The organism is Ferrimonas sediminicola (assembly GCF_005116715.1).
Classification (GTDB): domain Bacteria; phylum Pseudomonadota; class Gammaproteobacteria; order Enterobacterales; family Shewanellaceae; genus Ferrimonas; species Ferrimonas sediminicola.
In genome coordinates, this window is record NZ_SWCI01000010.1 from 19,727 (window position 1) to 40,226 (window position 20,500).

Below are 20,500 nucleotides of genomic sequence, written 5' to 3' on the forward strand. Positions count from 1 at the left end.
TTTTTAAGCCATCTGCTGATGGTCGACTAATTGAAGAATTGAGTATTTAGACGTAGAAAATGGCTGAGAAAAGAAACATTTTCCTTGTGGGCCCCATGGGCGCAGGCAAGAGTACTATTGGCCGTCATCTGGCCCAGATGCTGCACCTGGACTTCTATGATTCCGACCAGGAGATCGAAGCCCGCAGTGGCGCCGACATCGCCTGGGTGTTTGACGTAGAGGGCGAAGAGGGGTTCCGTGTCCGCGAAGCCCGTGTCATCGAAGAACTGACCGAGAAGCAGGGCATCGTCCTGGCAACCGGCGGCGGCTCCGTCAACAGTAAGGATATCCGCAACCGTCTGTCTGCCCGTGGTATTGTGGTTTACTTGGAGACCACCATCGACAAGCAGGTTGCCCGTACTCAGCGCGATAAACGCCGGCCCCTGCTGCAGGTGGACGATCCGCGTCAGGTGTTGGAAGACCTGGCGGAGCAGCGTAACCCTCTCTACCAGGAGATCGCCGACATCACCATCCGCACCGACGATCAGAGTGCCAAGGTGGTCGCCAGCCAGATTGTCGAGAAGCTGGGCTTCTAGGGCTTACCAACGTTGGGGGATGCATGGAGCAGATTCAGGTTGAACTGGGGGCGCGCAGCTACCCCATCATGATCGCCGAGGGGGTGTTGGACCAACCCTCTCTGTTTCGGCCCTATGTGGATAACCGCCGCCTGCTGGTGGTCAGTAACGACACCGTGGCTCCCCTCTATCTCGATACCCTGACAGACACTCTCACCCAGGCGGGAGCCCGGGTGGAGAGTCTGGTGCTGCCCGACGGTGAGCAGCACAAGAACCTGGACAACCTCAACGCCATCTTCACCCGCCTGCTGGAGGCCAACTTCGGCCGGGACACCCTGTTGGTGGCCCTGGGCGGGGGAGTGATCGGCGACATGGTCGGCTTTGCCGCCGCCTGTTATCAGCGTGGTGTGCCCTTCCTGCAGGTGCCCACTACCCTGCTGTCCCAGGTGGACTCCTCCGTGGGTGGTAAGACCGCCATCAACCATCCATTGGCCAAGAACATGATCGGCGCCTTTCACCAGCCCCAGGCGGTGTTCATCGACACCGCCTGCCTGACCACCCTGCCTGCCAGGGAGTTTGCCGCAGGCATGGCTGAGGTGATCAAGTACGGCATCATCTGGGACGCCTCCTTCTTCGACGAACTGGAGCGGCAGAGCGAGCGGCTGAAGAGGCTGGAGCCTGCTCTGCTGGCCCGCATCATCGCCCGCTGCTGTGAGATCAAGGCGGAGGTGGTGGCCGAGGATGAGACTGAGCGGGGGGTGCGCGCCCTGTTGAACCTGGGGCATACCTTTGGCCACGCCATCGAGGCGGATCAGGGCTATGGGGTGTGGCTGCACGGTGAGGCGGTGGCCGCTGGCACCGTGATGGCCGCCAGGCTGGCCCATCGCCGCGGTCAACTGACTGCCACCGAGCTGGAGCGTATCATCGCCATTCACCAGGCCTATGATCTGCCGGTTGCCCCTCCGGGGGAGATGACCCTGGAGCGCTTCCTGGCGCCGATGCAGAAAGACAAGAAGGTGGTGGCTGGTACCCTGAGATTTGTCCTGCCCCGCTACATCGGTCAGGCGGAACTGGTGGCGGACGTCTCACGGGGCGAACTCGCCGATCTCGTGTTCGCCGATGAGTGACACCACCCCCTCCCTGCTTCCCAGCCAGCAGGTGTTGCTGGAACGACTGAAGTACCTGATTGAGTATGGTGAGCACGCCATCCTGCTTCATGGCCGGCCGGGGGTGGGCAAGAGCACCATGGCCCAGTCACTGCTGGGCTGTGCCGAGGGATTCAACCAGGGGCTGGTGGTGTGTCCTCCCCAGCCGGATCCTGCCCAGCTCAGGGTGGAGATTCTCCACCAGCTGTTTACCGATCCCCTGTTCGATCCCCATGAACCCCTGATCGACAGTTTCGAACGACTGCTTCAGGGAAGCGGGCAGCGTCTGTTGCTGGTGATCGACGATGCCCACAGCCTGCCGCAGGTGATCCTGGCCGAGTTGCTGGCGATGCTGCTGGAGCAGGGGCAGCGCAGTTGGCGAATGACCCTGGTGCTGGTCTCCCAGCCCAAGCTGGTGCAGCATCTGCTGGCGGAGTTGCCCGCGGAGTGCCAGCAACATCTGTTACCGGTAATCATCGAGCCCCTCTCCCTGAGTGAGCAGAAACAGCTCTACCGGATGCTGACCGCAGACCGGCCTCTGTCCCGGTTTATCAACCAGCTGGGGATCGAGCCCCAGCTGCAGGGATCCGATGGCAGCGCTCAGGCGGTGGTGGAACTGGTCAGCGGTCAAGGGGAGGTCACCCCTGCCCAAGCCGGGCTGCTGCGTCACCGTAACCTGATCCTGGTCCTGCTGGGGCTGGTGGCGTCGATGGCGCTGTGGGTCGCGATGGTTCCTCCGGGGCCCAAGACCGAATCCGGTGGCGGCGGCCGTTCTGACAGCGTCCGGCTGATGGAGGTAGCTCCCGGGTTGGCGGAGCCGGCCCGGTCCAGTTCGGCACCTGCGCTGGCGTCCGCTAAGGGTGAGGCGCTGGGGCTGGCCGGCGAGTGGCAGGCGATCAACACTCCCCAGGCCAAGCCCCAGACCGGGGAGGAGGACCCCCTGCTGCAGTCCGCCCGGGAGGGGCTGGTCGATCTTGAGCAGCAACTGGCTGCCAAACAGGCGGCTGCCAGGCCGGCTGTAGAACCGGCTTCTCCCGACCCGGCCCAGGCTGACGAGCCGGACCCTGAGACGCCCCAGGCCAAGGAGGCGCCGCAGCCCCGGTTGCCCCTGGCGCAACGGTCGCTGATGGAGCGGCCGGCGGACAGCTACACCCTGCAACTGGCGGTCTACTCCTATCCCAAGCTGGCGGCTCGCTATCTGAAGCAGCTGCCGTTGCAACAGGGGCTGGCCCTCTACGTCAACAACCGTCAGCCCCGCCCCTGGTATGTGGTGGTCTACGGCGGTTTCGAGGATAAGGGAAAGGCCCAGGCGGCGGTCTCTGCCCTGCCCGAAGCGGTGCGCAGCACCAGTCCCTATGTCAAACCGATGCAAGACGTGCACGAGGAGTTGGTCGAACAACTCGATTTAGCTGCGTTTTTGTCGGAGTGACGGTAGAATCCTATCTTTTCCACGGTGGTCCGCGAGCCAATGACAACGAAAACAAGGGCTTTTTTGAAATGGGCGGGGGGTAAGTTTGCCCTGGTCGAGGAGATCGCCCGCCGTCTGCCGGACGCCGACAGGTTGGTTGAGCCCTTCGTGGGGGCTGGCTCGGTGTTTCTCAACACCAATTACCCCTCCTATCTGCTGAGCGACATCAACCCGGACCTGATCAACCTGTATCAGACCCTGAAGCACGATGCGGACCACTACATCGTCGAGTCCCGCAAGCTGTTTGTGGCCGAGCAGAACAACAAGGAAGCTTACTACCTGGCCAGGCAGAGGTTTAACGACACCAACGATCAGTTTGAGCGAGCGATGCTGTTCCTCTACCTCAACCGTCATGGCTACAACGGCCTTTGCCGCTACAACAAGAAGGGGGGCTTCAACGTGCCGTTCGGCTCCTATAAGCGTCCCTACTTTCCCCAGAAGGAGATGGAGTTCTTCGCCGAGAAGGCCCAGCGGGCCACCTTCCTCTGTGCTGACTACCACACCACCTTCGCCCAGGTGCGCAGCGGTGATGCGGTCTACTGTGATCCGCCCTACCTGCCTTTGTCTGCCACCGCCAGTTTCACCAGCTATGCCAGCGGCGGGTTTAACCTCGAGGCCCAGCACGCCCTGGCCGGCTGTGCCCGTGACGCGGCCGCCAAGGGGGTCAGTGTGCTGATCAGCAATCATGACACCGGTGAAGCCCGCGAGATCTATCAGGAGGCGGACCGGCAGGAGTTCCTGATGGTAAAGCGCACCATCAGTCCCAAGGGGAACGGTCGAAAGAAGGTCAATGAGATTTTTGCCGGCTACGGCCCAGCCCGTTAACTCGGCGGTGCTAGACCAGGACCCGGTTCACCAGGGCGATCAGTCCCAGAACAAACAGGGTGACCAGCACCACGCCGGTCAGGATAAAGGGCAGGGGAGAGGTTTGGCTGAAGTCGCGCTGGCGGTTGGCTTCACTCTGAACACCAAACAGGGCCGCCAGGACGCTGGCCACCACCTTCAGCGGGCTCACTGCCGGTCCATGAAGGCGTTTTGCTTCTCCTGATCGTCATCGTGGGTGGCACGATAGAGCAGTTCGAGGAGATCGATGAAGTGGTATTGACTGGAGCCGCTGCTGCCGGCCAACCAGGTACGCCACTTGATGGAGGCGATCTCAGTGTGGTCACACTCCTGACCACACTGGTGGAGATTCCAGGCGACCGTGCCTGCAAGCGGCAGGGACAGGGCCAACGCTAACAGCCAAATTTTCCTTTTTTTCAGCATGATGACGCATTCCTAGAACACACAAGTTTCCCGAGTATAACAGTGCGATGAGAAATTGCACAGCCCCGCCAGCGGCGGGGCTGTGATCTTCATCAACCGTTAGAAGTAGACGGATACCCCCACCAGGTAGGTTTCATCTTCCTCTTCGTGATAGGCCACGCCGCCGTAGAGATCGACGTTGCCGTTGACGCTGTAGTTGAGGGTGGCCATCAGGTCGTAGGCACCGTCGCCCTTATCGGGCTCGGCGTAGCCGCCGTGCAGGCTCAGACTCAGGGGATCGGTCAGGGTGATGTCGTAGTTGGCCTCACCATACCAGGCTTCCAGGGTCTGGTCGTAGTGCAGGGCGGTACCGACGCCGTACAGGTCCAGGCCAACGTGCCACTCGGTGGTGTGGCCGCCCACATCGGCGTAGTAGTAGCGCACACCGCCAAGGTCGACGCTGACGTCATCGCTCAGGTTGAAGCTGTAACCTGCGTACCAGTCCACTTCGACCTCGGTGTCACCGCCGTCGTCGTAGCTGGAGGCCCAGATGCCGGCGTAGAGGCCGCTGTCGTGGGCATAGTCCACTCCGCCCTGGAGGGCCGGATCTTCATCGGACAGGGAGACGCCTCGGAAGATGTAGTTGCTCACCAGGCTGGCGTTAAAGCTGACCTCGTGACCACCTTCAAACTCAACGGCGGCAACGGAAGTGGAAGCCAGAACCAGTGCGGCAATGGCGGAAGTTTTGAACAGAGTTTTCATGTGTCCAGACCCTTATTAAGTAACCGGCGGATTTTGCCATAAAAAACGAAAAAAGGAGTTGGACCTGGGGGTCTTTCTGACAGTAATTACTTTTTGATAACAATGCAAGGGATTTGCCGCTTGGGTCGCGTCCCCATAGGGGCTAAAATATGCGCCAGTTATCTGACTATACCGAATAAGGAATGGCGATGAGCAAGTTTCTGATTGCGCCCTCTATCCTCTCTGCCGATTTCGCCCGCCTGGGTGAAGAGGTGGAAAATGTCCTGGCCGCCGGCGCCGATGTCGTTCACTTCGACGTGATGGACAACCACTATGTGCCCAACCTGACCATCGGCCCCATGGTGTGCCAGGCCCTGCGAGACTACGGCATCCAGGCTCCCATCGATGTGCACCTGATGGTGAAGCCGGTGGATCGCATCATCCCTGATTTTGCCAAGGCGGGGGCGTCCATCATCACCTTCCATCCCGAGGCGTCCGAACATGTGGACCGCACCCTGCAACTGATCAAAGATCACGGATGTCAGGCGGGCCTGGTGTTTAACCCGGCCACGCCGCTGCACTACCTGGACTATGTGATGGACAAGGTGGACGTGATCCTGCTGATGAGCGTCAATCCCGGCTTCGGCGGTCAGTCCTTCATTCCCGCCACCCTGGACAAGATCCGCCAGGTGCGTCAGCGTATCGATGCCTGCGGCCGCGACATCCGCCTGGAGATCGACGGTGGCGTTAAGGTGGACAACATCGCCGAGATCGCCGAGGCCGGCGCCGACATGTTCGTGGCCGGCTCCGCCATCTTCGCCAAGGAGGATTATCAGGAGGAGATCGACAAGATGCGCGCCGAACTGGCTAAGGTAGCCGGCTGATGAACGCCCTCTCCGCCATTCGCGCCATCGCCTTCGATCTGGACGGCACCCTGGTGGACAGTGTACCGGACCTGGCGGTGGCCTGCGACGGGGCCCTGAGGCAGTTGGGGCACCCAGGCTGCAGCGAAGCCCAGGTGCGCAACTGGGTGGGCAATGGTGCCCGGGTGCTGATGCGGCGGGCCCTGGCCTCGGTGGGCATCGACGCCGATGAGGCCCAGTCTGACCAGGCCCTGGCCGCCTTCCAGCACCACTATCGCCAACATTTGAGCGGTGGCAGTCGCCTTTACCCCGGTGTGTCTGATACCTTAGCCTGTCTGGCCCGGCGTGGTTACCGGATGGCGCTGATCACCAACAAGCCGATGGAGTTTGTCCCCGATCTGCTGAAGGCCCTGGAGATCGACGGTTACTTCGACCTCTGCCTCGGTGGCGACTCCCTGGCGGAGAGGAAGCCCTCGCCCCTGCCCCTGAACCATGTGCTGGGCCTGTGGCAACTGGCCCCGGAGCAGATGCTGATGGTGGGGGACAGCCGCAACGACATCCAGGCCGCCGCGGCGGCGGGCATCGCCAGCGTTGGCCTGAGCTACGGCTACAACTATGGTGAGGATATCCGCGACAGCGGCCCCACCCTGGCCCTGGACCACTTTGAAACCCTGCTGGCACACCTGCCGGCACTGAACCAAGAAGAGAACACTGAACATGAGTAAACCTGTAGTATTGAGCGGCGCCCAGCCCTCCGGCGAACTGACCATCGGCAACTACATGGGTGCCCTGCGCCAGTGGGTCAAGCTGCAGGAAACCCATGACTGTCTGTTCTGCATCGTCGATCAGCATGCCATCACCGTGCGTCAGGAGCCCGAGGCCCTGCGCAAGGCCTGCCTGGATACCTTGGCCCTCTACCTGGCGGTGGGCATCGATCCCAAGAAGAGTACCGTCTTCGTCCAGTCCCAGGTACCCGAGCACGCCCAACTGGCCTGGGTGCTCAACTGCTACACCCAGATGGGCGAACTGAATCGGATGACCCAGTTCAAGGACAAGTCCCAGAAGCACTCCGGCAACATCAACGTCGGCCTGTTCAGCTACCCCACCCTGATGGCGGCGGACATCCTGCTCTACCAGGCCAACGAGATCCCCGTGGGCAATGACCAGAAACAGCACCTGGAGCTGACCCGGGACATCGCCACCCGCTTCAACAACGTCCACGGTGACATCTTCACTGTGCCTGAGCCTTTCATCCCGCCGGTGGGTGCCCGGGTGATGAGCCTGCAGGATCCCACCAAGAAGATGTCCAAGTCCGACGACAACAACGCCAACGTCATCGGCCTGCTGGAGGACCCCAAGAAGGTCACCAAGAAGATCAAGCGGGCGGTCACCGACTCCGACGAGCCGCCGATGGTGCGCTTCGATGTGGAGAACAAGCCCGGCGTCTCCAACCTGCTGAGCATCCTCTCCGGTGCCACCGGCAAGGGGTTCGACGAGTTGGAGAAGGAGTTCGAGGGCAAGATGTACGGCCACCTCAAGGGCGCCACCGCCGAGGCGGTGGTGGCGATGCTGGAGCCGCTGCAGGAGCGCTACCACGCCATCCGCAACGACCAGGCGTACCTGGAGACGGTGATGCGCGACGGTGCCGCCGAGGCGCGCCAGCGTGCCGCCGTGACCCTGAAGAAGGTGTATCAGGCCATCGGCTTCCCCGTGCTGTAACGGGCGGGGCGATAGAAAAGCCGGGCAGAAGCCCGGCTTTTTTGTGCGTCACTTTTGGTGGAGCTCAGAGCATCTCGAACACCTTGACCACCTTGCGCACCCCGCTGGTGGTGCGGGCGATCTCCACCGCCTGGGCGGCCTCCGCCCGGGTCACCAGCCCCAGCAGGAACACCTCGGCGTTCTCGGTGATCACCTTGACCCGGGTGCTGTCAAACTTGTCGTCCGCCAGCATGCGGCTTTTCACCTTGGTGGTGATCCAGCTGTCGTTGCTAAGGGTGCTGAACCCCACCGGGTTGCCGATGCGGATCTGGTTGTGCACCATGCGCACCCCCTGAAGAGCCCTGGCCTTGGCCACCGCCCGGTCTCGTAGCATGGTGTTGGGGGCCTGGCCCACCAGCAGCACCGACTGGTTCATGCTGATGGCGGTGATGCGGGTCTGGTTCTTGATCCCCTCATCCTCATCCAGGGCGCGTCGCAGTTGCACCTCCAGGGTCTGGTCGTCGATCTGGCTGCCCACGGTGCGGCGATCGTTGACCATCATGGCACCGCCGACGGTGCCCAGCATCACCGCACCGGCACAGCCGTTGAGGATCAGCACAATCAGAGCGGTAACGGCCCAGCGCATATCAATCCTCCTGTTGGGGGAACAGAGTGCGATCGATGGCGTCGCACAGGCAGTGGATCGCCAGCAGGTGCACCTCCTGGATGCGGGCGGTGCGGTTGCTCGGCACCCGGATCTCCTCGTCCCGGTCGGAGAGCAGGCCGGCCATGGCGCCACCATCTTTGCCGGTCAGGGCGACGATGGTCATATCCCGGTTGACCGCTGCTTCCATTGCCTTGATGACGTTGTCGGAGTTGCCGCTGGTGGAGATCGCCAGCAGCACGTCGCCGGGTTGGCCCAGGGCCCGCACCTGCTTGGAAAACACCTCCGAGTAGCTGTAGTCGTTGGCGATGGAGGTGAGGGTGGAGGAGTCCGTGGTCAGGGCGATGGCCGGCAGGCTGGGGCGCTCGGTCTCGAAGCGGTTCAGCAGCTCCGAGGAGAAGTGCTGGGCATCGCCGGCGCTGCCGCCGTTGCCGCAGCTGAGGATCTTGTTACCGTTGAGCAGGCACTGAACCATGATGTTGGCCGCCTTCTCCAGGCTCTCCGGCAATGCCTCCAGGGCATCGATCTTGGTCTGGATGCTTTCGGTAAAACTCTCTTTGATCCGCTCTAACATTGAAACCTCTTAAAATGCGTTTTGAATCCAGTCGATCTGGCCACCCTCCACGGTGACCACATCGAAGCGGCAGGGGCGGTCGCTCCACCCCTGCTGCTGCAGATAGAAGGCTGCGGTACGCCGCAGTTTGTGCTGTTTGCTCGGGGTGATGGCGGCCAGGGCGCCGCCGTAGCCTGGCGTTTTCCGGTATTTTACCTCAACGAACACCAGCTCGTTACCCTGGGTCATCACCAGGTCCAACTCCCCGAAGCGGCTGTGGACATTGCACGCCAGCGGTGTCAGCCCCTGGTCTGCCAGCCAGTGCTGTACCTGCCGTTCAACGATGTGACCCTTGTGACGGCTCATGGTTCGGCGCGCAGGCGTCCGCGGCGATACTGGGCCCAGCCCAGCTGTCGGCTCAGCACCCCATTTTCTGTTACCGCCAGTTGGCCGGAGAGGCCCTGGATGCGGTAGCCGGAGAACACCCGCATCTGCGCCAGACGATCGATCAGCGCCCAGCTGTCGTGGCCCATGGCGTAGAGGCGCAGCTGGCTGTCGCTGCGATCCGGCCACAGTTGCGCCACCTGGCTGCGCATGGGGGTCTCTCCCAGCAGCCAGGGCATGTCGCTGATGTAGAGTCGGTCCAGCTCCCGGCGCTCCTGGCCGTTGTTCGCCTTGGCGTTGGCGCGGCTGCTGGTGTACAGCTGCGGTGGCTGGGCAAACACCGAGATGTTGACGTCGATGAAGGGCTTGAGCAGGCGGATCTCGCCGGCGTCGGCGATGAGGAAAATGGCGTCCACGTCGTCCCGGGAGCGGAAGTCGGCCTGGGTGCCGCGGCCAAATGCCTGTTTCACCGCCCGGATTCTTTCCAGGCTGGCATCTACCTGCAGGGCGCTGCGCACCGAGTCCTGCATGGTGTCGGTGCGGTCGAAGTAGTGCACCTCCACCGGTTCCTCGGTGAGGGTCTGCCAGGTGGCGTCGAACTCCCGGGCCATGCGCCGCCCCAGAGAGGAGGCGGGGGCCAGCACCAGGGGATGCAGTCGGCCATCCTGGAACAGCTTTTCGGCGACGTGCATCGCCTCCTCCTCGGGGGAGAGGGCGAAGAAGTAGTGGTGCTCCCTGGGCTCCGGCAGCTCTGCGGGCTGGTTCAGCAGCAGCATCGGCAGCTGCGGATCGGCCACCGCCAGCACCTTGTCGACGTTGGCCTTGAGCAGCGGGCCGATGATGAACTCGGCGCCGTCGGTCACCGCGGCCTGGTAGGCCTCGGCGGCGTCCTGGGCACCGGTGTCGTAGAAGCGCAGCTGGCGGCCGCCATCCTGCTCCAAGGCCCGGGAGAGCAGTCCATCCTGGATCGCCTTGGCCTGGGCAGCAACCCGGCCGGTGAGAGGCAGCAGTACCGCCACGCTCTGGGGGCGATAGGGCTGAACCGTCAGCGCTCGCTGCAGATCCGCCGGCAGGGCGCGGGCGGCGGGGTGGCCGGGGTTGTCCCGCTGCCAGCGGGCCAGCTCACCCACCAGGGTGGAGGGCTGGATGGCAAAATGCTTGGCCAGCCAAGCCAGTTCCAGCCAGCCACGCCACTGGGGATCCTGACTCTGGCCGACGGCGCTCAACAGTGCCTGCTCATCCACCTGGCCCAGGTTGTGCCACAGCCGCTCATGGCTCTCCGGCCGCTCTGCCTTTTCCTGATATTGGCCCAGGGTGTAGTAGGCGGCTGCGGCGGGCAGTGGCGCTGCCGACAGCTGGTACAGCTCACCCTTGAGACGGTAGTAGTGTTGCCACTGGGCCCGGTCCAGCGTCCAGTCGGAGGGCCAGTCCAGCCGGGCTAGGGCGTTGCCACGGTTCTGCTCCGCCTTGGCCAGCTCGCTCATCAGCAGGGCGAACTCCGCCTGCAGCCTGGGGGCCGGGTCCAGCTTGCCGTCGAGGGAAGCCAGCAACTGGGCGGCAGAGGCGATATCGCCCTGGGCGATGTAGGCCCGGGCCGCCAGCAGCAGCCACTGCTGCCGGGTGTCGCCCTCGCTACTGGACGCCTTCTGCAGGTACTGGGCGGCACTCTGGGTGACTCTGCCCATCTCGACCTTGGCTTCGGGTGCCTCGGGGGAGGGGGCGGGGCCAGTGGCGCAGGAGGCCAGCAGGGCGGTCAGCAGCAGGGGCAGCACCCTTTTGGTCAATTTGCAGGAGAAGTTTTTCAACAGCCAAACCCACTCTGATAAAATCACAGCCAATAGTGTAACCCCCCGTCGATGCTAAACCAATCAACAGACACCAAGAGATTTTCCATGGAATCCACAGCAACCCTCTATATTGTGCCCACCCCCATCGGCAACCTGGCGGACATCACCCAGCGGGCACTGACCGTGCTGGAGCAGGTGGATCTCATCGCCTGTGAAGATACCCGCCACAGCGGCAAACTGCTCAGCCACTTCGGCATCGGCACCAAGACCGTGGCCATCCACGACCACAACGAGCGGCAGCGGGCCCAGTGGGTGATTGGCCGTCTGGAGCAGGGGCAGTCCATCGCCCTGGTCTCCGATGCCGGCACCCCGTTGATCTCCGATCCCGGCTACCACCTGGTGACCCAGGTGCGGGAGGCGGGACACCCCGTGGTGCCTCTGCCGGGCCCCTGCGCCGCCACCACCGCCCTGTGCGCCGCCGGCCTGCCGTCGGACCGGTTCAGCTTCGAGGGTTTCCTGCCCGCCAAGGGCAAGGGGCGGCTGGATCGGCTGGGCGTCCTGGCCAGGGAGCCACGAACCATGATCTTCTATGAGTCTCCCCGGCGGGTGCTGGATACCATCGCCGACATCATTGAGGTGATGGGGCCGGATCGCCCCCTGGTGCTGGCCAGGGAGCTGACCAAAACCTTCGAGACCATCGAGGGGCGGCCCGCCGCTGACCTGCTGGCCTGGCTCAAGGAGGACGACAACCGCACCCGGGGGGAGATGGTGCTGATGGTCCACGGCCACAAGGCCCAGGAGGATGAGCTGGATGGTCAGACGGTTAAGACCCTGAAACTGCTGGCCAAGGAATTGCCGCTGAAGCGGGCGGCGGCGCTGACCGCCGAGATCTTTGGTCATAAAAAGAACGCCCTGTACAAGTACGGCTTGGAGCAGGGCTGGTAGCGGGTTATACTCCGCCTCCGGAGTCGGCCAGACAATCGCTGCCTTGTCGTTGTGCGGGTTCGCTCGCAGACGGGCAAGGGGGAGGAAAGTCCGGGCTCCACAGGGCAGGGTGCCAGGTAACGCCTGGGGGGCGCAAGCCTACGACCAGTGCAGCAGAGAGCAGACCGCCGATGGCTCCCTCGGGAGCACAGGTAAGGGTGAAAGGGTGCGGTAAGAGCGCACCGCGCGGCTGGTAACAGACCGTGGCACGGTAAACTCCACCCGGAGCAAGACCAAATAGGCCCCCATTGGCGTGGCCCGCGTTGGGGGCGGGTAGGTTGCTTGAGCCCAGGAGCGATCCTGGGCCTAGAGGAATGATTGTCCACGACAGAACCCGGCTTATCGGCCGACTCCAACCTACAACCTAGAGAAGCCGCTGTTTCATCAGAAGCAGCGGCTTTTTCTTTATCCGAAGCTTGGGTGCTCGCAGGCCACCGTTGTGGTGGGCGGATGATTGTCCACTCCGCTTACACCAGGATCGCGGTTTATCGGCCGATGCCACCAGGTCGTACGGTGTCTTCGCCTGGCATCCCGGCGCAGGTCCCTGCCGAAGGAAACGGCAATAAAACGCCCCGCCAAACTCCCTGGCGGGGCGAAGAGGACAAACACAACCATTCAAGGCAGCCACCATGCAGTGACCCATCCAATCTAGAATGGGCTGCTCAAACATTCAACTGTGAATGGGCAAATGATCGCCATCCCGGGAGGGGTCCTTCAAGGGTTGAGATTCTCCTCGAACAGCCTGAAGATGCGGCGGTACTCGTCCAGCCAGCTGGAGGGCTGACGGAAGCCATGGGGCTCCACTGGGTAGATGGCGGTCTCGAACATCGGTTTCTCCAGTTCGATCAGCCTCTGTACCAGGCGCACGCTGTCTTGGAAGAACACGTTGTCGTCCAGCACACCGCTCATGATCAGCAGTGGCTTCTGCAGTCCCTGGGCGAACTCGATGGGAGAACTGCGCTCATAGGCGATGGGATCCAGATCCGGCGTATTGAGGATGTTGGAGGTGTAGCCATAGTTGTAGTGGGCCCAGTCGGTCACCGGGCGCAGGGCGGCGCCGGCCTGGAAGCGCTCGGGCTGGGTGAACAGCGCCATAAAGGTGAGGAAGCCGCCGTAGGAGCCGCCGTAGGTGCCTACCCGCTGCGGGTCGACCGATTGGGTAGCGGCCATCCAGTCGATGCCGTCGATCATATCCTCCACTTCGCTGTGGCCCATGTTGCGGTAGATGGCGGTGCGCCAGTCGCGGCCATAGCCCTTGGAGCCTCGGTAGTCGATGTCCATCACCACATAGCCATGCTGGGCCAGCAGGTTGTGGAACATGAATTCACGGAAGTAGCCGGACCAGCCGAAGTGGCCGTTCTGCAGGTAGCCGGCACCGTGGTTGAAGATCACCGCCGGGTATTGGCCGTTGCGCTTCCTGCTGTCATTGAGGGGGCGGAACAGGCGGGCGTACACCGGTTTGGCCTGGTGGCTGGAGGGGATGGCCACCACCTCAGGCGCCTGCCAGGGGTACTTTAGGAACTCACTGCTGGTGGTGTGGGTCAGCTGGCTGGGGCGGCCCGACAGGGGCTGCAGGAACAGCTCCGGTGGCCGGGTGCGGCTGGAAGCGGTCAGCAGCAGCCGGGATTCATCCGGGCTGAGGTGGTAGTCGAGGCTGCCCTTGAGATCGGTCTCCTGGCGCAGCTTGCCGCTGTCGGTGGCGACGCTGAATACCTCGTACTGGCCCGGGTGATGACGGTTGGCCTTGAAGAAGAAACGGTCGCCGTCCCGGCTCTGGGTGACGCTGCTAACCACGAACTCACCCTGGGTCAGCGCCCTGGCCTGGCCGGTCAGGGGCTTGAGGTACAGCTGGGAGTAGCCGCTCTCCTCGGAGAGGTAGTAGAGGCTTTGGCCATCGCGGCTCCAGCCGAACTCGTTATGGGTGTAGTTGACCCAGGCCTCGTCGTGCAGCCGGTGCTGGGTGGTCAGCCTGCCTGTGGTCAGATCGACGGTCGCCAGCCAGCGATCCTTGTTGTCTGCTTGGGCTTCCAGCATCAACGCCAGCTTGTCCCCCTGGGGGGACCACTGGATGGGGCTCTGGCTCCAACCCCAGTCCTGCATCAGGGTAATGACTCGCAGGGCCGGCGCGCTGTGGTAGTGCTCGCCGCGGCGTGCGGCGTTCTCCGCCTTGACGCCGGCCAGCACATCCTCCTCGAACCCCGCCAGTCCCTCCCAGCTGATGTGGGTGGTGGTGCCGGTGACGGTGTCCAGCAGCATCAGTCGGTGGGGCGCCACTTCGGCCTCGGCCACCCGGGCACGGGCCGGCTGGGCCGCCACATAGCCCTTTTTGTCCAGGTAGTTGGGCATGATGTCGTGATCCTGGCGCCAGCGGTTCTCCTTGTCGGTGACTACCGCCAGCAGCATCCGGCCGCTGGGAGAGGGACTCAGGGTCACCAGGCGTTCGCTGGCGTTGAGGTAGAAGGGCTCAGGCGCCAGGCTGGCATCGGCGGCGCGGCGCTCCGCCTGGCGGGCGGCCAGATCGGCGGCGTCCCTGTACTGGTTGTCCACATAACGGATCAGCCGCTTCTGCTGCCTGGCCAGGTAGCTGTCGGTTACCTGGGCGTTGTCCGGCTTCTGGCCAAACACCAGTTCGGCCTGGAGCAGGCTGCGGCCGGTGGCGGGGTCAATGCGGTAGAGCTTGTTGCCGCGGCGCACCAGCAGCCGGTTGTCCAGGGTGAAGCTGAACTGGTCGACGGCGCTGCTGTCCCGGGTCAGCTGTCGGGGAGGGTGGCCGGCCTGGGCGACGAACAGGTTGCCCTCGTAAAGCCAGGCGGCCAGGGTACGGTCGGCGCTCAGGGTCTTCTCCTGGGCCAGGACCCAGTCGCTGTAGGGCAGGGCGCCGCCATTGCCCTGGGCGTCCACGGCAAAGGCGCGGCTCAGTTTGGATCCCTGCTCTTTCTGCCAGTAGTAGATGCGGCGGCCGTCCAGGGACCACTGCGGGGTCTGGGGGGCGTTACCCATCCAGTCCGGATCCGCCATGATCCGCTTCAGGGTCAGCGGATCGGCGGGTGACAGCGCCGGCACCGGCAGGGGGGGGAGCTGTTGACTGAGGGGGGCGGGGCTGGCCGTGGGGGGCTCGGGGGTGGCGGCGCAGGCGCTTACCAGGCTGAGGGTTAGGCCCAGACTAATCCATTTTTTCATTGTTGTAGGGGGTCCTTGGCTTTGCTGTGACCGTGATTTATATCACAGCCTCCCCAAGTGCTGGAGTCCTGGCGAAGAGAGAGGGGGGTTCAGTATTGTTTCAAGAAGTTATCCAGCAGGGCCAGCCCCTGTTCGGTAAGCACCGATTCCGGGTGGAACTGCACCCCCTCCACGGGCAGGCTCCGGTGTTTCAACCCCATGATTTCCTGTTGGCCCAGTTCGTTCCGGCACCAGGCGGTGACCGCAAGGGTTTCCGGCAGCGAGTCGGGGGCGACCACCAGGGAGTGGTATCGGGTCACGGTCAGGGGATCGGGCAGCCCCCGGAACACGCCGCAGCCATCATGGCGGATGGCGGAGGTCTTGCCGTGCATCACCTTGTGGGCCCGGACAATGCGGGCGCCCAGGCTCTGGGCGATGGTCTGATGCCCCAGGCAAACCCCGAGGATAGGCAGCCGTCCGGCAAAGTAACGGACCAGATCCAGGGCGATGCCCGCCTCGTTGGGGGAGCAGGGGCCGGGCGAGATCACCAGGTACTCGGGATTCAGGCGCTCGATCTCGGCGAGGCTGGTGGCATCATTGCGACGCACCTCCACCCGCTGTCCCAGCTGCTGGAAGTACTGCACCAGGTTGTAGGTGAAGGAGTCGTAGTTGTCGAGCATCAGCAGCATGGGCGATCCCTGTCGGCGTAGGTGAAGCGCAGGCATTCTACCTGTTGGACGCAGAGAGATCATCCCGGTTGACGGGCATCGCGGCGAGCGGTGGGGGAAGCGACAACGCCGCCGGCAGGCGGCGTTGTCATCACCAGGAAGCGCAGTCTGGCTTACATGCTCTCGGTGAAGGTCCGGGCGATAACGTCACGCTGCTGCTCGAGCGTCAGGGAGTTGAAGCGGACGGCGTAGCCGGAGACGCGGATGGTCAGCTGGGCGTTGTCGCTGATCAGGGCGTAGTCGTCGTCGTTGGCGGAGCCGGCTTCCACCCGCTCACGGGCTGCCATCAGCTTCTGCAGAACGTCACGCTGCAGGACGTTGACGTTCAGGTGCTGGCCACCCTCACGTCCGGTGGCGTTGGCGGACTCGACGGGCAGCTCGCGGGACTCGAACTCACCCAGCTCGGCCAGGGAGACCACCTGGTCGGCCTGATACTGCTCTTTGGCCGCCACGCAACGGGCTTGGCCGGCTTGTTTGTCTACCAGCCAGATGCTGCCTACCAGGGCGTCATTGGCGGATTGAGTGATCTGGATTCCTGTTACCATCTTGTTACTTCCTAATCGTGAGGACTGGCTCAAGATTACGTGATCCCACCCCCGTTGACACATGACTTATTTCATGGTGGTCAATGAAGTCCGCTCATCCGATGGGGTTTTTCGTGATCCGAATCTGTGTTAGGGCGGCGGGAGCGGAGCGTCGACAGCCGGTTGCCCCATTCTGGGGCGTCCGGCGCTTCCGGGGCGGAAAAACCGTTCCGGGAGTCGGCACATCCCTAAGTGCTTGTGATATAACAGTCAAAAAGGCCCAACCCTTGGTTAACCGTGAGTACACAACTACCCAAACCCAGGCTGCTGGATCAGCTTGAACAGCAATTTTGGCAGTATCAGAGCCTGTCGGAACCCATCCATGCCCCCAGTCCGACCATGGAGGATGAGGTGGCGTTTGTCTGGCGCTATAAGCTGGCGGTGGAGCGGGCCGCCGAGTTCAAGCGGATCCAGAAGAATCAGCAGCGGAGCGAGCAGCAGCAGAAACTTAGGCAGTTTTTCTGCCGGGCCTTTGAGGCTGAACTGGGCAGGTTGTTGGCCCAGCCGGAGGGGGCGCGCAAGGTGATGGGCATCGAGGTGGCTCAGTTGGATATGCTCGAGTTGCTGCTGGATCCGGACGGGGATGTGCGTCGCCTGACCCGCTGCATCGAACTGGATCCCTGGCTGAGCCAGGCGCTGATTCGCCACATCAACTCCAACCGTTTCGAGTTTCGCCGCGCCAGTGAGCTCCACGACGTACAGCTGGCCATCAACTACCTGGGCTATGAGAAACTGTGCCAGCTGATCCCCAGCCTGGTGTATGAGCACTGGAGCTGGTCGCCGGACCAGAGCCAGGGGCTGCACCAGCGCAAGCTATGGCGCTGGTGTCGCCTGTTGAAGAGCCGGGCCGAGTACTGGCTCGGGGAGGAGGGGATCGGTGGCGACTCGGCCCGCATCTACGCCTGCCTGTTTGCCCTCGGGCCTATCCTGGTGCATCGTCAGGCCACCCACCTCTATCAGAGGATGCGGGGGGAATGGATGAACCAGGCGCGGCTTGAGCCGGAAGGGGATCTTTCTGAGGGGCTGCGTCATCTGCGTCTGCCCTGCGAGCCGGTGGCGGAACATCTGCAGCGACATCTGGCGATTGCCCGTCGCTTCCTGGAGGGGGTGGGCTACAGCGGACGCTTTCTCCGGTTGCTGACTGCCCTGGAACAACCCTGGATGCAGTCGGAGCCGGCGGCACGGGCGCTGAGCCGGGCCTTTGGAGAGGTGGTCTACCTGACCCTGTCGGGACGGGTCATGAAACAGGAGGACGGGCTGGAGGTGATCACCGGCTACTACCAGATCCCCGAGGCCAGGGTGAGGGTCCTTCACCGGGGGTGAATCGATTTTTTTTGATGAATGAGGCGGCGATATTGCTGCATAGATAACGTAAAACGGGGGTTTGCTAGAAAAATTCTTCATAACGCGCAATAAGTTGGCGTAATTCAAAGATATTCTTTCTTAACAGTAGGTTAATTACTGTTCGACTATTATATATGGATACATCAGTGTCTTTAATGGTGAATAATTACCCTGATTTTGCGCTTTTGTCCCTAAGTTCACCGTTTTGACTGCAAAGCGACAATTTTATATGGTTGGTTGTTATCAGAATGATAATTAGGTCACATTTGCGTCCTTCACACGGAAGGGGCAAAGAGAAAGACCAAGGAGAACATGACAATGCAATCACAGCTAAACCGCGCCCTGTTTGACCAGGTAATGGTCCCCAACTACAACCCCTCCAGCGTCATCCCCGTCCGCGGCGAAGGCGCCCGCGTCTGGGATCAACAGGGGCGAGAGTATATCGACTTTGCCGGCGGCATTGCCGTGAACTGCCTGGGGCACTGCCATCCCGCCCTGGTCGGGGCCCTGAAGGAGCAGGGAGAAAAGCTGTGGCACCTGTCCAACGTGATGACCAATGAGCCGGCCCTGCAACTGGCCAAGACCCTCACTGAGGTGACCTTTGCCGATCGCGTCTATTTCGCCAACTCCGGCGCCGAGGCCAACGAGGCGGCGCTGAAGCTGGCCCGCCGCTGGGCCCTGGAGCAGGGGGGGGAGGAGAAAAACCAGATCATCGCCTTTACCAAGGCGTTTCATGGCCGCACCTTCTTCACCGTAACCGTTGGCGGCCAGCCCGCCTACTCCGACGGCTTCGGTCCCAAGCCGGAAGGGGTGGATCACATCGAGTTCAATGATCTGGCCGCCCTGGAGGCGGTGATCTCCGACCGCACCTGCGCGGTCATGTTGGAGCCGATCCAGGGCGAGGGCGGCATCATCCCCGCCACCCAGGAGTTTATGGAGGGGGTGCGCGCCCTGTGTGACAAGCACAACGCCCTGCTGATCTTCGACGAGGTCCAGACCGGTGTTGGTCGTACCGGTGCGCTGTATGCCTATCAGCACTACGGCGTCTCGCCCGACATCCTCACCACCGCCAAGGCCCTGGGCGGTGGCTTCCCTGTGGCTGCCATGCTGACCAGGGCGGAGGTCGCCAGCAGCCTCAAGGTGGGTACCCACGGCTCCACCTATGGGGGGAACCCCCTGGCCTGTGCCGTGGCCAACGCGGTACTGAGCGTGGTCAATACTCCTGAGGTGCTGGAAGGGGTGATCGTCAAGCATCGCAAGTTTCTCGATGGCCTGAGCGCCATCAACGACAAATACCAGGTATTCTCCGAGGTGCGGGGCCAGGGGCTGTTGATCGGCGCCGTGCTCAATGACGAGTTCCAGGGCCGTGCCCGTGACTTCCTGGTGGCTTCCGCCGACGCCGGCCTGATGTGCCTGGTGGCCGGTGCCAACGTGGTGCGCTTCACCCCGTCACTGGTGATCAGCGACGAAGAGATTGAACAGGGACTGGCGCGCTTCGAGCAAGCGGTCGCCAAGGTTAAACAGGGCTAACTCCCTCCCCGCCAGGGGCGGGCTGGAGAGGAGACCGGCCATGCTTAGAGTACGACCGATCGCCGAGCGGGACTATCCCGCTCTGCTGCAGATTGCCGAGGATTCGGGACACGGATTCACCTCGTTGCCAATCGACGAAACACTGCTGAAGAGCAAGATTCAGCGCTCTGTCCGCAGCTTCGCCAAGGAGGTGAAGCGGCCGGGGGATGAGCTGTACCTGATGGTGCTGGAGGAGAGGGAGACTGGCGAGGTGGTGGGCACCTGCGCCATCGAAGCGGCGGTCGGTATCGAGGATGCCTTCTACCACTATCGCCTGGGCAAGGATGTGCACGTCTCGCCGCAGTTGGGCATTCGTCGCGAAGTGCACACCCTGACCCTGTGTAACGACTACACCGGAGCGGCGGAGTTGTGCACCCTGTACCTTAAGCCTGAGTGGCGCAAAGGGGACAATGGGCGCTTCCTGTCCATGTGCCGATTCCTGTTGCTGGCGGCCTTCCCCGAGCGCTTCGGTGACAAGGTGATCGCCGAGATGCGCGGCGTCAGCGACCACAACGGCGGTTCCCCCTTCTGGCAGTGGCTGGAGGATCATTTCTTCGGCATCGACTTCCCTACCGCCGATTACCTCACCGGCATCGGTGACAAGGTGTTCGTGGCGGAGCTGATGCCCCGCCACCCCATCTACGTCGACCTGCTGAGCCCCGAGGCCCAGGCGGTGGTGGGTGAGGTGCACGAGACCACCCGGCCGGCGCTACGGCTGCTGCAGAGCCAGGGCTTCCGCTGTCAGGGATATGTGGACATCTTCGATGCCGGCCCCACGGTGGAGTGTCAGCGGGAGGAGATCAAGGCGGTGCGCGAATCTGCCAGGCTGACCCTGCAGGTGGGTGAGCATGACGGCGATGACAGGATGATGGTGACCAACGCCGATCTGAACAATTTGACCATCATCAAGGCCAGGGCCAAGGTGGATGAGCAGGCCGGGGTGATCACCCTGAGCCGGGCCGACGCCGACGCCCTGGGCTGTGACAGTGGGGCCGAACTGTGGGCCCTGGCGATGAATCGATAAGGATGT

Annotated in this window: 21 protein-coding genes and 1 other RNA gene; 12 read left to right on the forward strand and 10 right to left on the reverse strand. The window is 62.8% G+C overall.

All coding sequences use genetic code 11. The annotated features are described in order from the left end of the window. The first annotated feature begins 59 nt into the window (after positions 1–59). Genes aroK through FCL40_RS13940 form a run of 4 tightly spaced genes read left to right on the forward strand, consistent with a single transcriptional unit; the run spans position 60 to position 3,992 of the window. Positions 60–575 (forward strand): shikimate kinase AroK, encoded by a 516-nt coding sequence (aroK, locus tag FCL40_RS13925; RefSeq protein WP_136853911.1) that lies wholly within the window; start codon positions 60–62, stop codon positions 573–575. 23 nt (positions 576–598) lie between these two features. Next, complete coding sequence (gene aroB / locus FCL40_RS13930) at positions 599–1,681, forward strand: 3-dehydroquinate synthase (RefSeq protein ID WP_136853912.1); 1,083 nt, start codon at positions 599–601, stop codon at positions 1,679–1,681. Beyond that, positions 1,674–3,128 (forward strand): AAA family ATPase, encoded by a 1,455-nt coding sequence (locus FCL40_RS13935; protein WP_136853913.1) that lies wholly within the window; start codon positions 1,674–1,676, stop codon positions 3,126–3,128. Before aroB ends, FCL40_RS13935 begins: the two co-directional genes overlap by 8 nt. A 39-nt stretch (positions 3,129–3,167) precedes the next feature. After that, entirely contained in the window at positions 3,168–3,992 is an 825-nt protein-coding gene (locus FCL40_RS13940) for a Dam family site-specific DNA-(adenine-N6)-methyltransferase (RefSeq protein ID WP_136853914.1), read from the forward strand. Positions 3,993–4,002: 10 nt separating this feature from the next. Here FCL40_RS13940 and FCL40_RS13945 read toward each other — a convergent pair whose 3' ends face one another. The 3 genes from FCL40_RS13945 to FCL40_RS13955 all read right to left on the reverse strand — a co-directional run bounded on the left by FCL40_RS13945 (position 4,003) and on the right by FCL40_RS13955 (position 5,174). Then, entirely contained in the window at positions 4,003–4,182 is a 180-nt protein-coding gene (locus tag FCL40_RS13945; RefSeq protein WP_229360337.1) for a DUF2970 domain-containing protein, read from the reverse strand. Next, positions 4,179–4,433 carry a hypothetical protein gene (locus FCL40_RS13950; protein WP_136853915.1) on the reverse strand — a complete coding sequence of 85 codons (255 nt, stop codon included), beginning with the start codon at positions 4,431–4,433 and terminating at the stop codon, positions 4,179–4,181. Before FCL40_RS13950 ends, FCL40_RS13945 begins: the two co-directional genes overlap by 4 nt. Before the next feature lie 99 nt (positions 4,434–4,532). Continuing rightward, complete coding sequence (locus FCL40_RS13955; RefSeq protein ID WP_136853916.1) at positions 4,533–5,174, reverse strand: TorF family putative porin; 642 nt, start codon at positions 5,172–5,174, stop codon at positions 4,533–4,535. 188 nt (positions 5,175–5,362) lie between these two features. Between FCL40_RS13955 and rpe the strand changes: the two genes are divergently transcribed. Genes rpe through trpS form a run of 3 tightly spaced genes read left to right on the forward strand, consistent with a single transcriptional unit; the run spans position 5,363 to position 7,735 of the window. Continuing rightward, positions 5,363–6,037 carry a ribulose-phosphate 3-epimerase gene (gene rpe, locus FCL40_RS13960; RefSeq protein WP_136853917.1) on the forward strand — a complete coding sequence of 225 codons (675 nt, stop codon included), beginning with the start codon at positions 5,363–5,365 and terminating at the stop codon, positions 6,035–6,037. After that, entirely contained in the window at positions 6,037–6,741 is a 705-nt protein-coding gene (locus FCL40_RS13965; RefSeq protein ID WP_136853918.1) for a phosphoglycolate phosphatase, read from the forward strand. The genes rpe and FCL40_RS13965 overlap by 1 nt, the downstream gene beginning before the upstream one ends. Continuing rightward, positions 6,734–7,735, forward strand: a complete 1,002-nt coding sequence (gene trpS / locus FCL40_RS13970) for a tryptophan--tRNA ligase (RefSeq protein WP_136853919.1) — start codon at positions 6,734–6,736, stop codon at positions 7,733–7,735. Before FCL40_RS13965 ends, trpS begins: the two co-directional genes overlap by 8 nt. A 64-nt stretch (positions 7,736–7,799) precedes the next feature. Here the strand turns inward: trpS and dolP are convergent, their stop codons facing one another. The 4 genes from dolP to FCL40_RS13990 are packed head-to-tail and all read right to left on the reverse strand — an operon-like array spanning position 7,800 to position 11,120. Then, on the reverse strand, positions 7,800–8,360 hold the full coding sequence (gene dolP / locus FCL40_RS13975) for a division/outer membrane stress-associated lipid-binding lipoprotein (RefSeq protein ID WP_136853920.1): 561 nt from the start codon (positions 8,358–8,360) through the stop codon (positions 7,800–7,802). Position 8,361: 1 nt separating this feature from the next. Next, positions 8,362–8,952, reverse strand: coding sequence for a phosphoheptose isomerase (locus FCL40_RS13980; protein WP_136853921.1), 591 nt, complete (start codon positions 8,950–8,952; stop codon positions 8,362–8,364). Between the two features lie 9 nt (positions 8,953–8,961). Next, entirely contained in the window at positions 8,962–9,297 is a 336-nt protein-coding gene (locus FCL40_RS13985) for a YraN family protein (protein ID WP_136853922.1), read from the reverse strand. After that, positions 9,294–11,120, reverse strand: coding sequence for a penicillin-binding protein activator (locus FCL40_RS13990; RefSeq protein ID WP_136853923.1), 1,827 nt, complete (start codon positions 11,118–11,120; stop codon positions 9,294–9,296). The genes FCL40_RS13985 and FCL40_RS13990 overlap by 4 nt, the downstream gene beginning before the upstream one ends. 87 nt (positions 11,121–11,207) lie before the next feature. Between FCL40_RS13990 and rsmI the strand changes: the two genes are divergently transcribed. Then, positions 11,208–12,047 (forward strand): 16S rRNA (cytidine(1402)-2'-O)-methyltransferase, encoded by an 840-nt coding sequence (gene rsmI / locus FCL40_RS13995; protein ID WP_136853924.1) that lies wholly within the window; start codon positions 11,208–11,210, stop codon positions 12,045–12,047. A gap of 19 nt (positions 12,048–12,066) precedes the next feature. Then, positions 12,067–12,444: RNase P RNA component class A (gene rnpB, locus FCL40_RS14000), an RNA gene on the forward strand. Between the two features lie 356 nt (positions 12,445–12,800). Here the strand turns inward: rnpB and FCL40_RS14005 are convergent. The 3 genes from FCL40_RS14005 to FCL40_RS14015 all read right to left on the reverse strand — a co-directional run bounded on the left by FCL40_RS14005 (position 12,801) and on the right by FCL40_RS14015 (position 16,518). After that, positions 12,801–15,266 carry a prolyl oligopeptidase family serine peptidase gene (locus FCL40_RS14005; protein WP_136853925.1) on the reverse strand — a complete coding sequence of 822 codons (2,466 nt, stop codon included), beginning with the start codon at positions 15,264–15,266 and terminating at the stop codon, positions 12,801–12,803. A gap of 89 nt (positions 15,267–15,355) precedes the next feature. Beyond that, positions 15,356–15,934 (reverse strand): anthranilate synthase component II, encoded by a 579-nt coding sequence (locus FCL40_RS14010; RefSeq protein WP_136853926.1) that lies wholly within the window; start codon positions 15,932–15,934, stop codon positions 15,356–15,358. A 152-nt stretch (positions 15,935–16,086) separates the two neighbouring features. After that, entirely contained in the window at positions 16,087–16,518 is a 432-nt protein-coding gene (locus FCL40_RS14015) for an autonomous glycyl radical cofactor GrcA (protein WP_136853927.1), read from the reverse strand. A 276-nt stretch (positions 16,519–16,794) separates the two neighbouring features. Here FCL40_RS14015 and FCL40_RS14020 point away from each other — a divergent pair, with 276 nt between their 5' ends. From FCL40_RS14020 to astA, 3 genes are all read left to right on the forward strand, one after another. Beyond that, positions 16,795–17,880, forward strand: a complete 1,086-nt coding sequence (locus FCL40_RS14020) for an HDOD domain-containing protein (protein ID WP_136853928.1) — start codon at positions 16,795–16,797, stop codon at positions 17,878–17,880. Positions 17,881–18,219: 339 nt separating this feature from the next. Continuing rightward, positions 18,220–19,431 carry an aspartate aminotransferase family protein gene (locus FCL40_RS14025; RefSeq protein ID WP_407644154.1) on the forward strand — a complete coding sequence of 404 codons (1,212 nt, stop codon included), beginning with the start codon at positions 18,220–18,222 and terminating at the stop codon, positions 19,429–19,431. A 40-nt stretch (positions 19,432–19,471) separates the two neighbouring features. Continuing rightward, positions 19,472–20,494, forward strand: a complete 1,023-nt coding sequence (gene astA / locus FCL40_RS14030) for an arginine N-succinyltransferase (protein ID WP_136853930.1) — start codon at positions 19,472–19,474, stop codon at positions 20,492–20,494. Positions 20,495–20,500 lie beyond the last annotated feature (6 nt).

What these genes read in the sequence shown, in the direction of transcription:
- astA (WP_136853930.1), top strand. Translation starts at nt 19,472, where the DNA reads ATGCTTAGAGTACGACCGATCGCCGAGCGGGACTATCCCGCTCTGCTG.
- FCL40_RS14015 (WP_136853927.1), bottom strand. Translation starts at nt 16,518, where the DNA reads ATGGTAACAGGAATCCAGATCACTCAATCCGCCAATGACGCCCTGGTA.
- FCL40_RS13965 (WP_136853918.1), top strand. Translation starts at nt 6,037, where the DNA reads ATGAACGCCCTCTCCGCCATTCGCGCCATCGCCTTCGATCTGGACGGC.
- dolP (WP_136853920.1), bottom strand. Translation starts at nt 8,360, where the DNA reads ATGCGCTGGGCCGTTACCGCTCTGATTGTGCTGATCCTCAACGGCTGT.
- aroK (WP_136853911.1), top strand. Translation starts at nt 60, where the DNA reads ATGGCTGAGAAAAGAAACATTTTCCTTGTGGGCCCCATGGGCGCAGGC.
- FCL40_RS13950 (WP_136853915.1), bottom strand. Translation starts at nt 4,433, where the DNA reads ATGCTGAAAAAAAGGAAAATTTGGCTGTTAGCGTTGGCCCTGTCCCTG.
- FCL40_RS13935 (WP_136853913.1), top strand. Translation starts at nt 1,674, where the DNA reads ATGAGTGACACCACCCCCTCCCTGCTTCCCAGCCAGCAGGTGTTGCTG.
- aroB (WP_136853912.1), top strand. Translation starts at nt 599, where the DNA reads ATGGAGCAGATTCAGGTTGAACTGGGGGCGCGCAGCTACCCCATCATG.
- rsmI (WP_136853924.1), top strand. Translation starts at nt 11,208, where the DNA reads ATGGAATCCACAGCAACCCTCTATATTGTGCCCACCCCCATCGGCAAC.
- FCL40_RS13985 (WP_136853922.1), bottom strand. Translation starts at nt 9,297, where the DNA reads ATGAGCCGTCACAAGGGTCACATCGTTGAACGGCAGGTACAGCACTGG.
- FCL40_RS14025 (WP_407644154.1), top strand. Translation starts at nt 18,220, where the DNA reads ATGCAATCACAGCTAAACCGCGCCCTGTTTGACCAGGTAATGGTCCCC.
- FCL40_RS14010 (WP_136853926.1), bottom strand. Translation starts at nt 15,934, where the DNA reads ATGCTGCTGATGCTCGACAACTACGACTCCTTCACCTACAACCTGGTG.
- rpe (WP_136853917.1), top strand. Translation starts at nt 5,363, where the DNA reads ATGAGCAAGTTTCTGATTGCGCCCTCTATCCTCTCTGCCGATTTCGCC.
- trpS (WP_136853919.1), top strand. Translation starts at nt 6,734, where the DNA reads ATGAGTAAACCTGTAGTATTGAGCGGCGCCCAGCCCTCCGGCGAACTG.
- FCL40_RS13980 (WP_136853921.1), bottom strand. Translation starts at nt 8,952, where the DNA reads ATGTTAGAGCGGATCAAAGAGAGTTTTACCGAAAGCATCCAGACCAAG.
- FCL40_RS14005 (WP_136853925.1), bottom strand. Translation starts at nt 15,266, where the DNA reads ATGAAAAAATGGATTAGTCTGGGCCTAACCCTCAGCCTGGTAAGCGCC.
- FCL40_RS13955 (WP_136853916.1), bottom strand. Translation starts at nt 5,174, where the DNA reads ATGAAAACTCTGTTCAAAACTTCCGCCATTGCCGCACTGGTTCTGGCT.
- FCL40_RS13940 (WP_136853914.1), top strand. Translation starts at nt 3,168, where the DNA reads ATGACAACGAAAACAAGGGCTTTTTTGAAATGGGCGGGGGGTAAGTTT.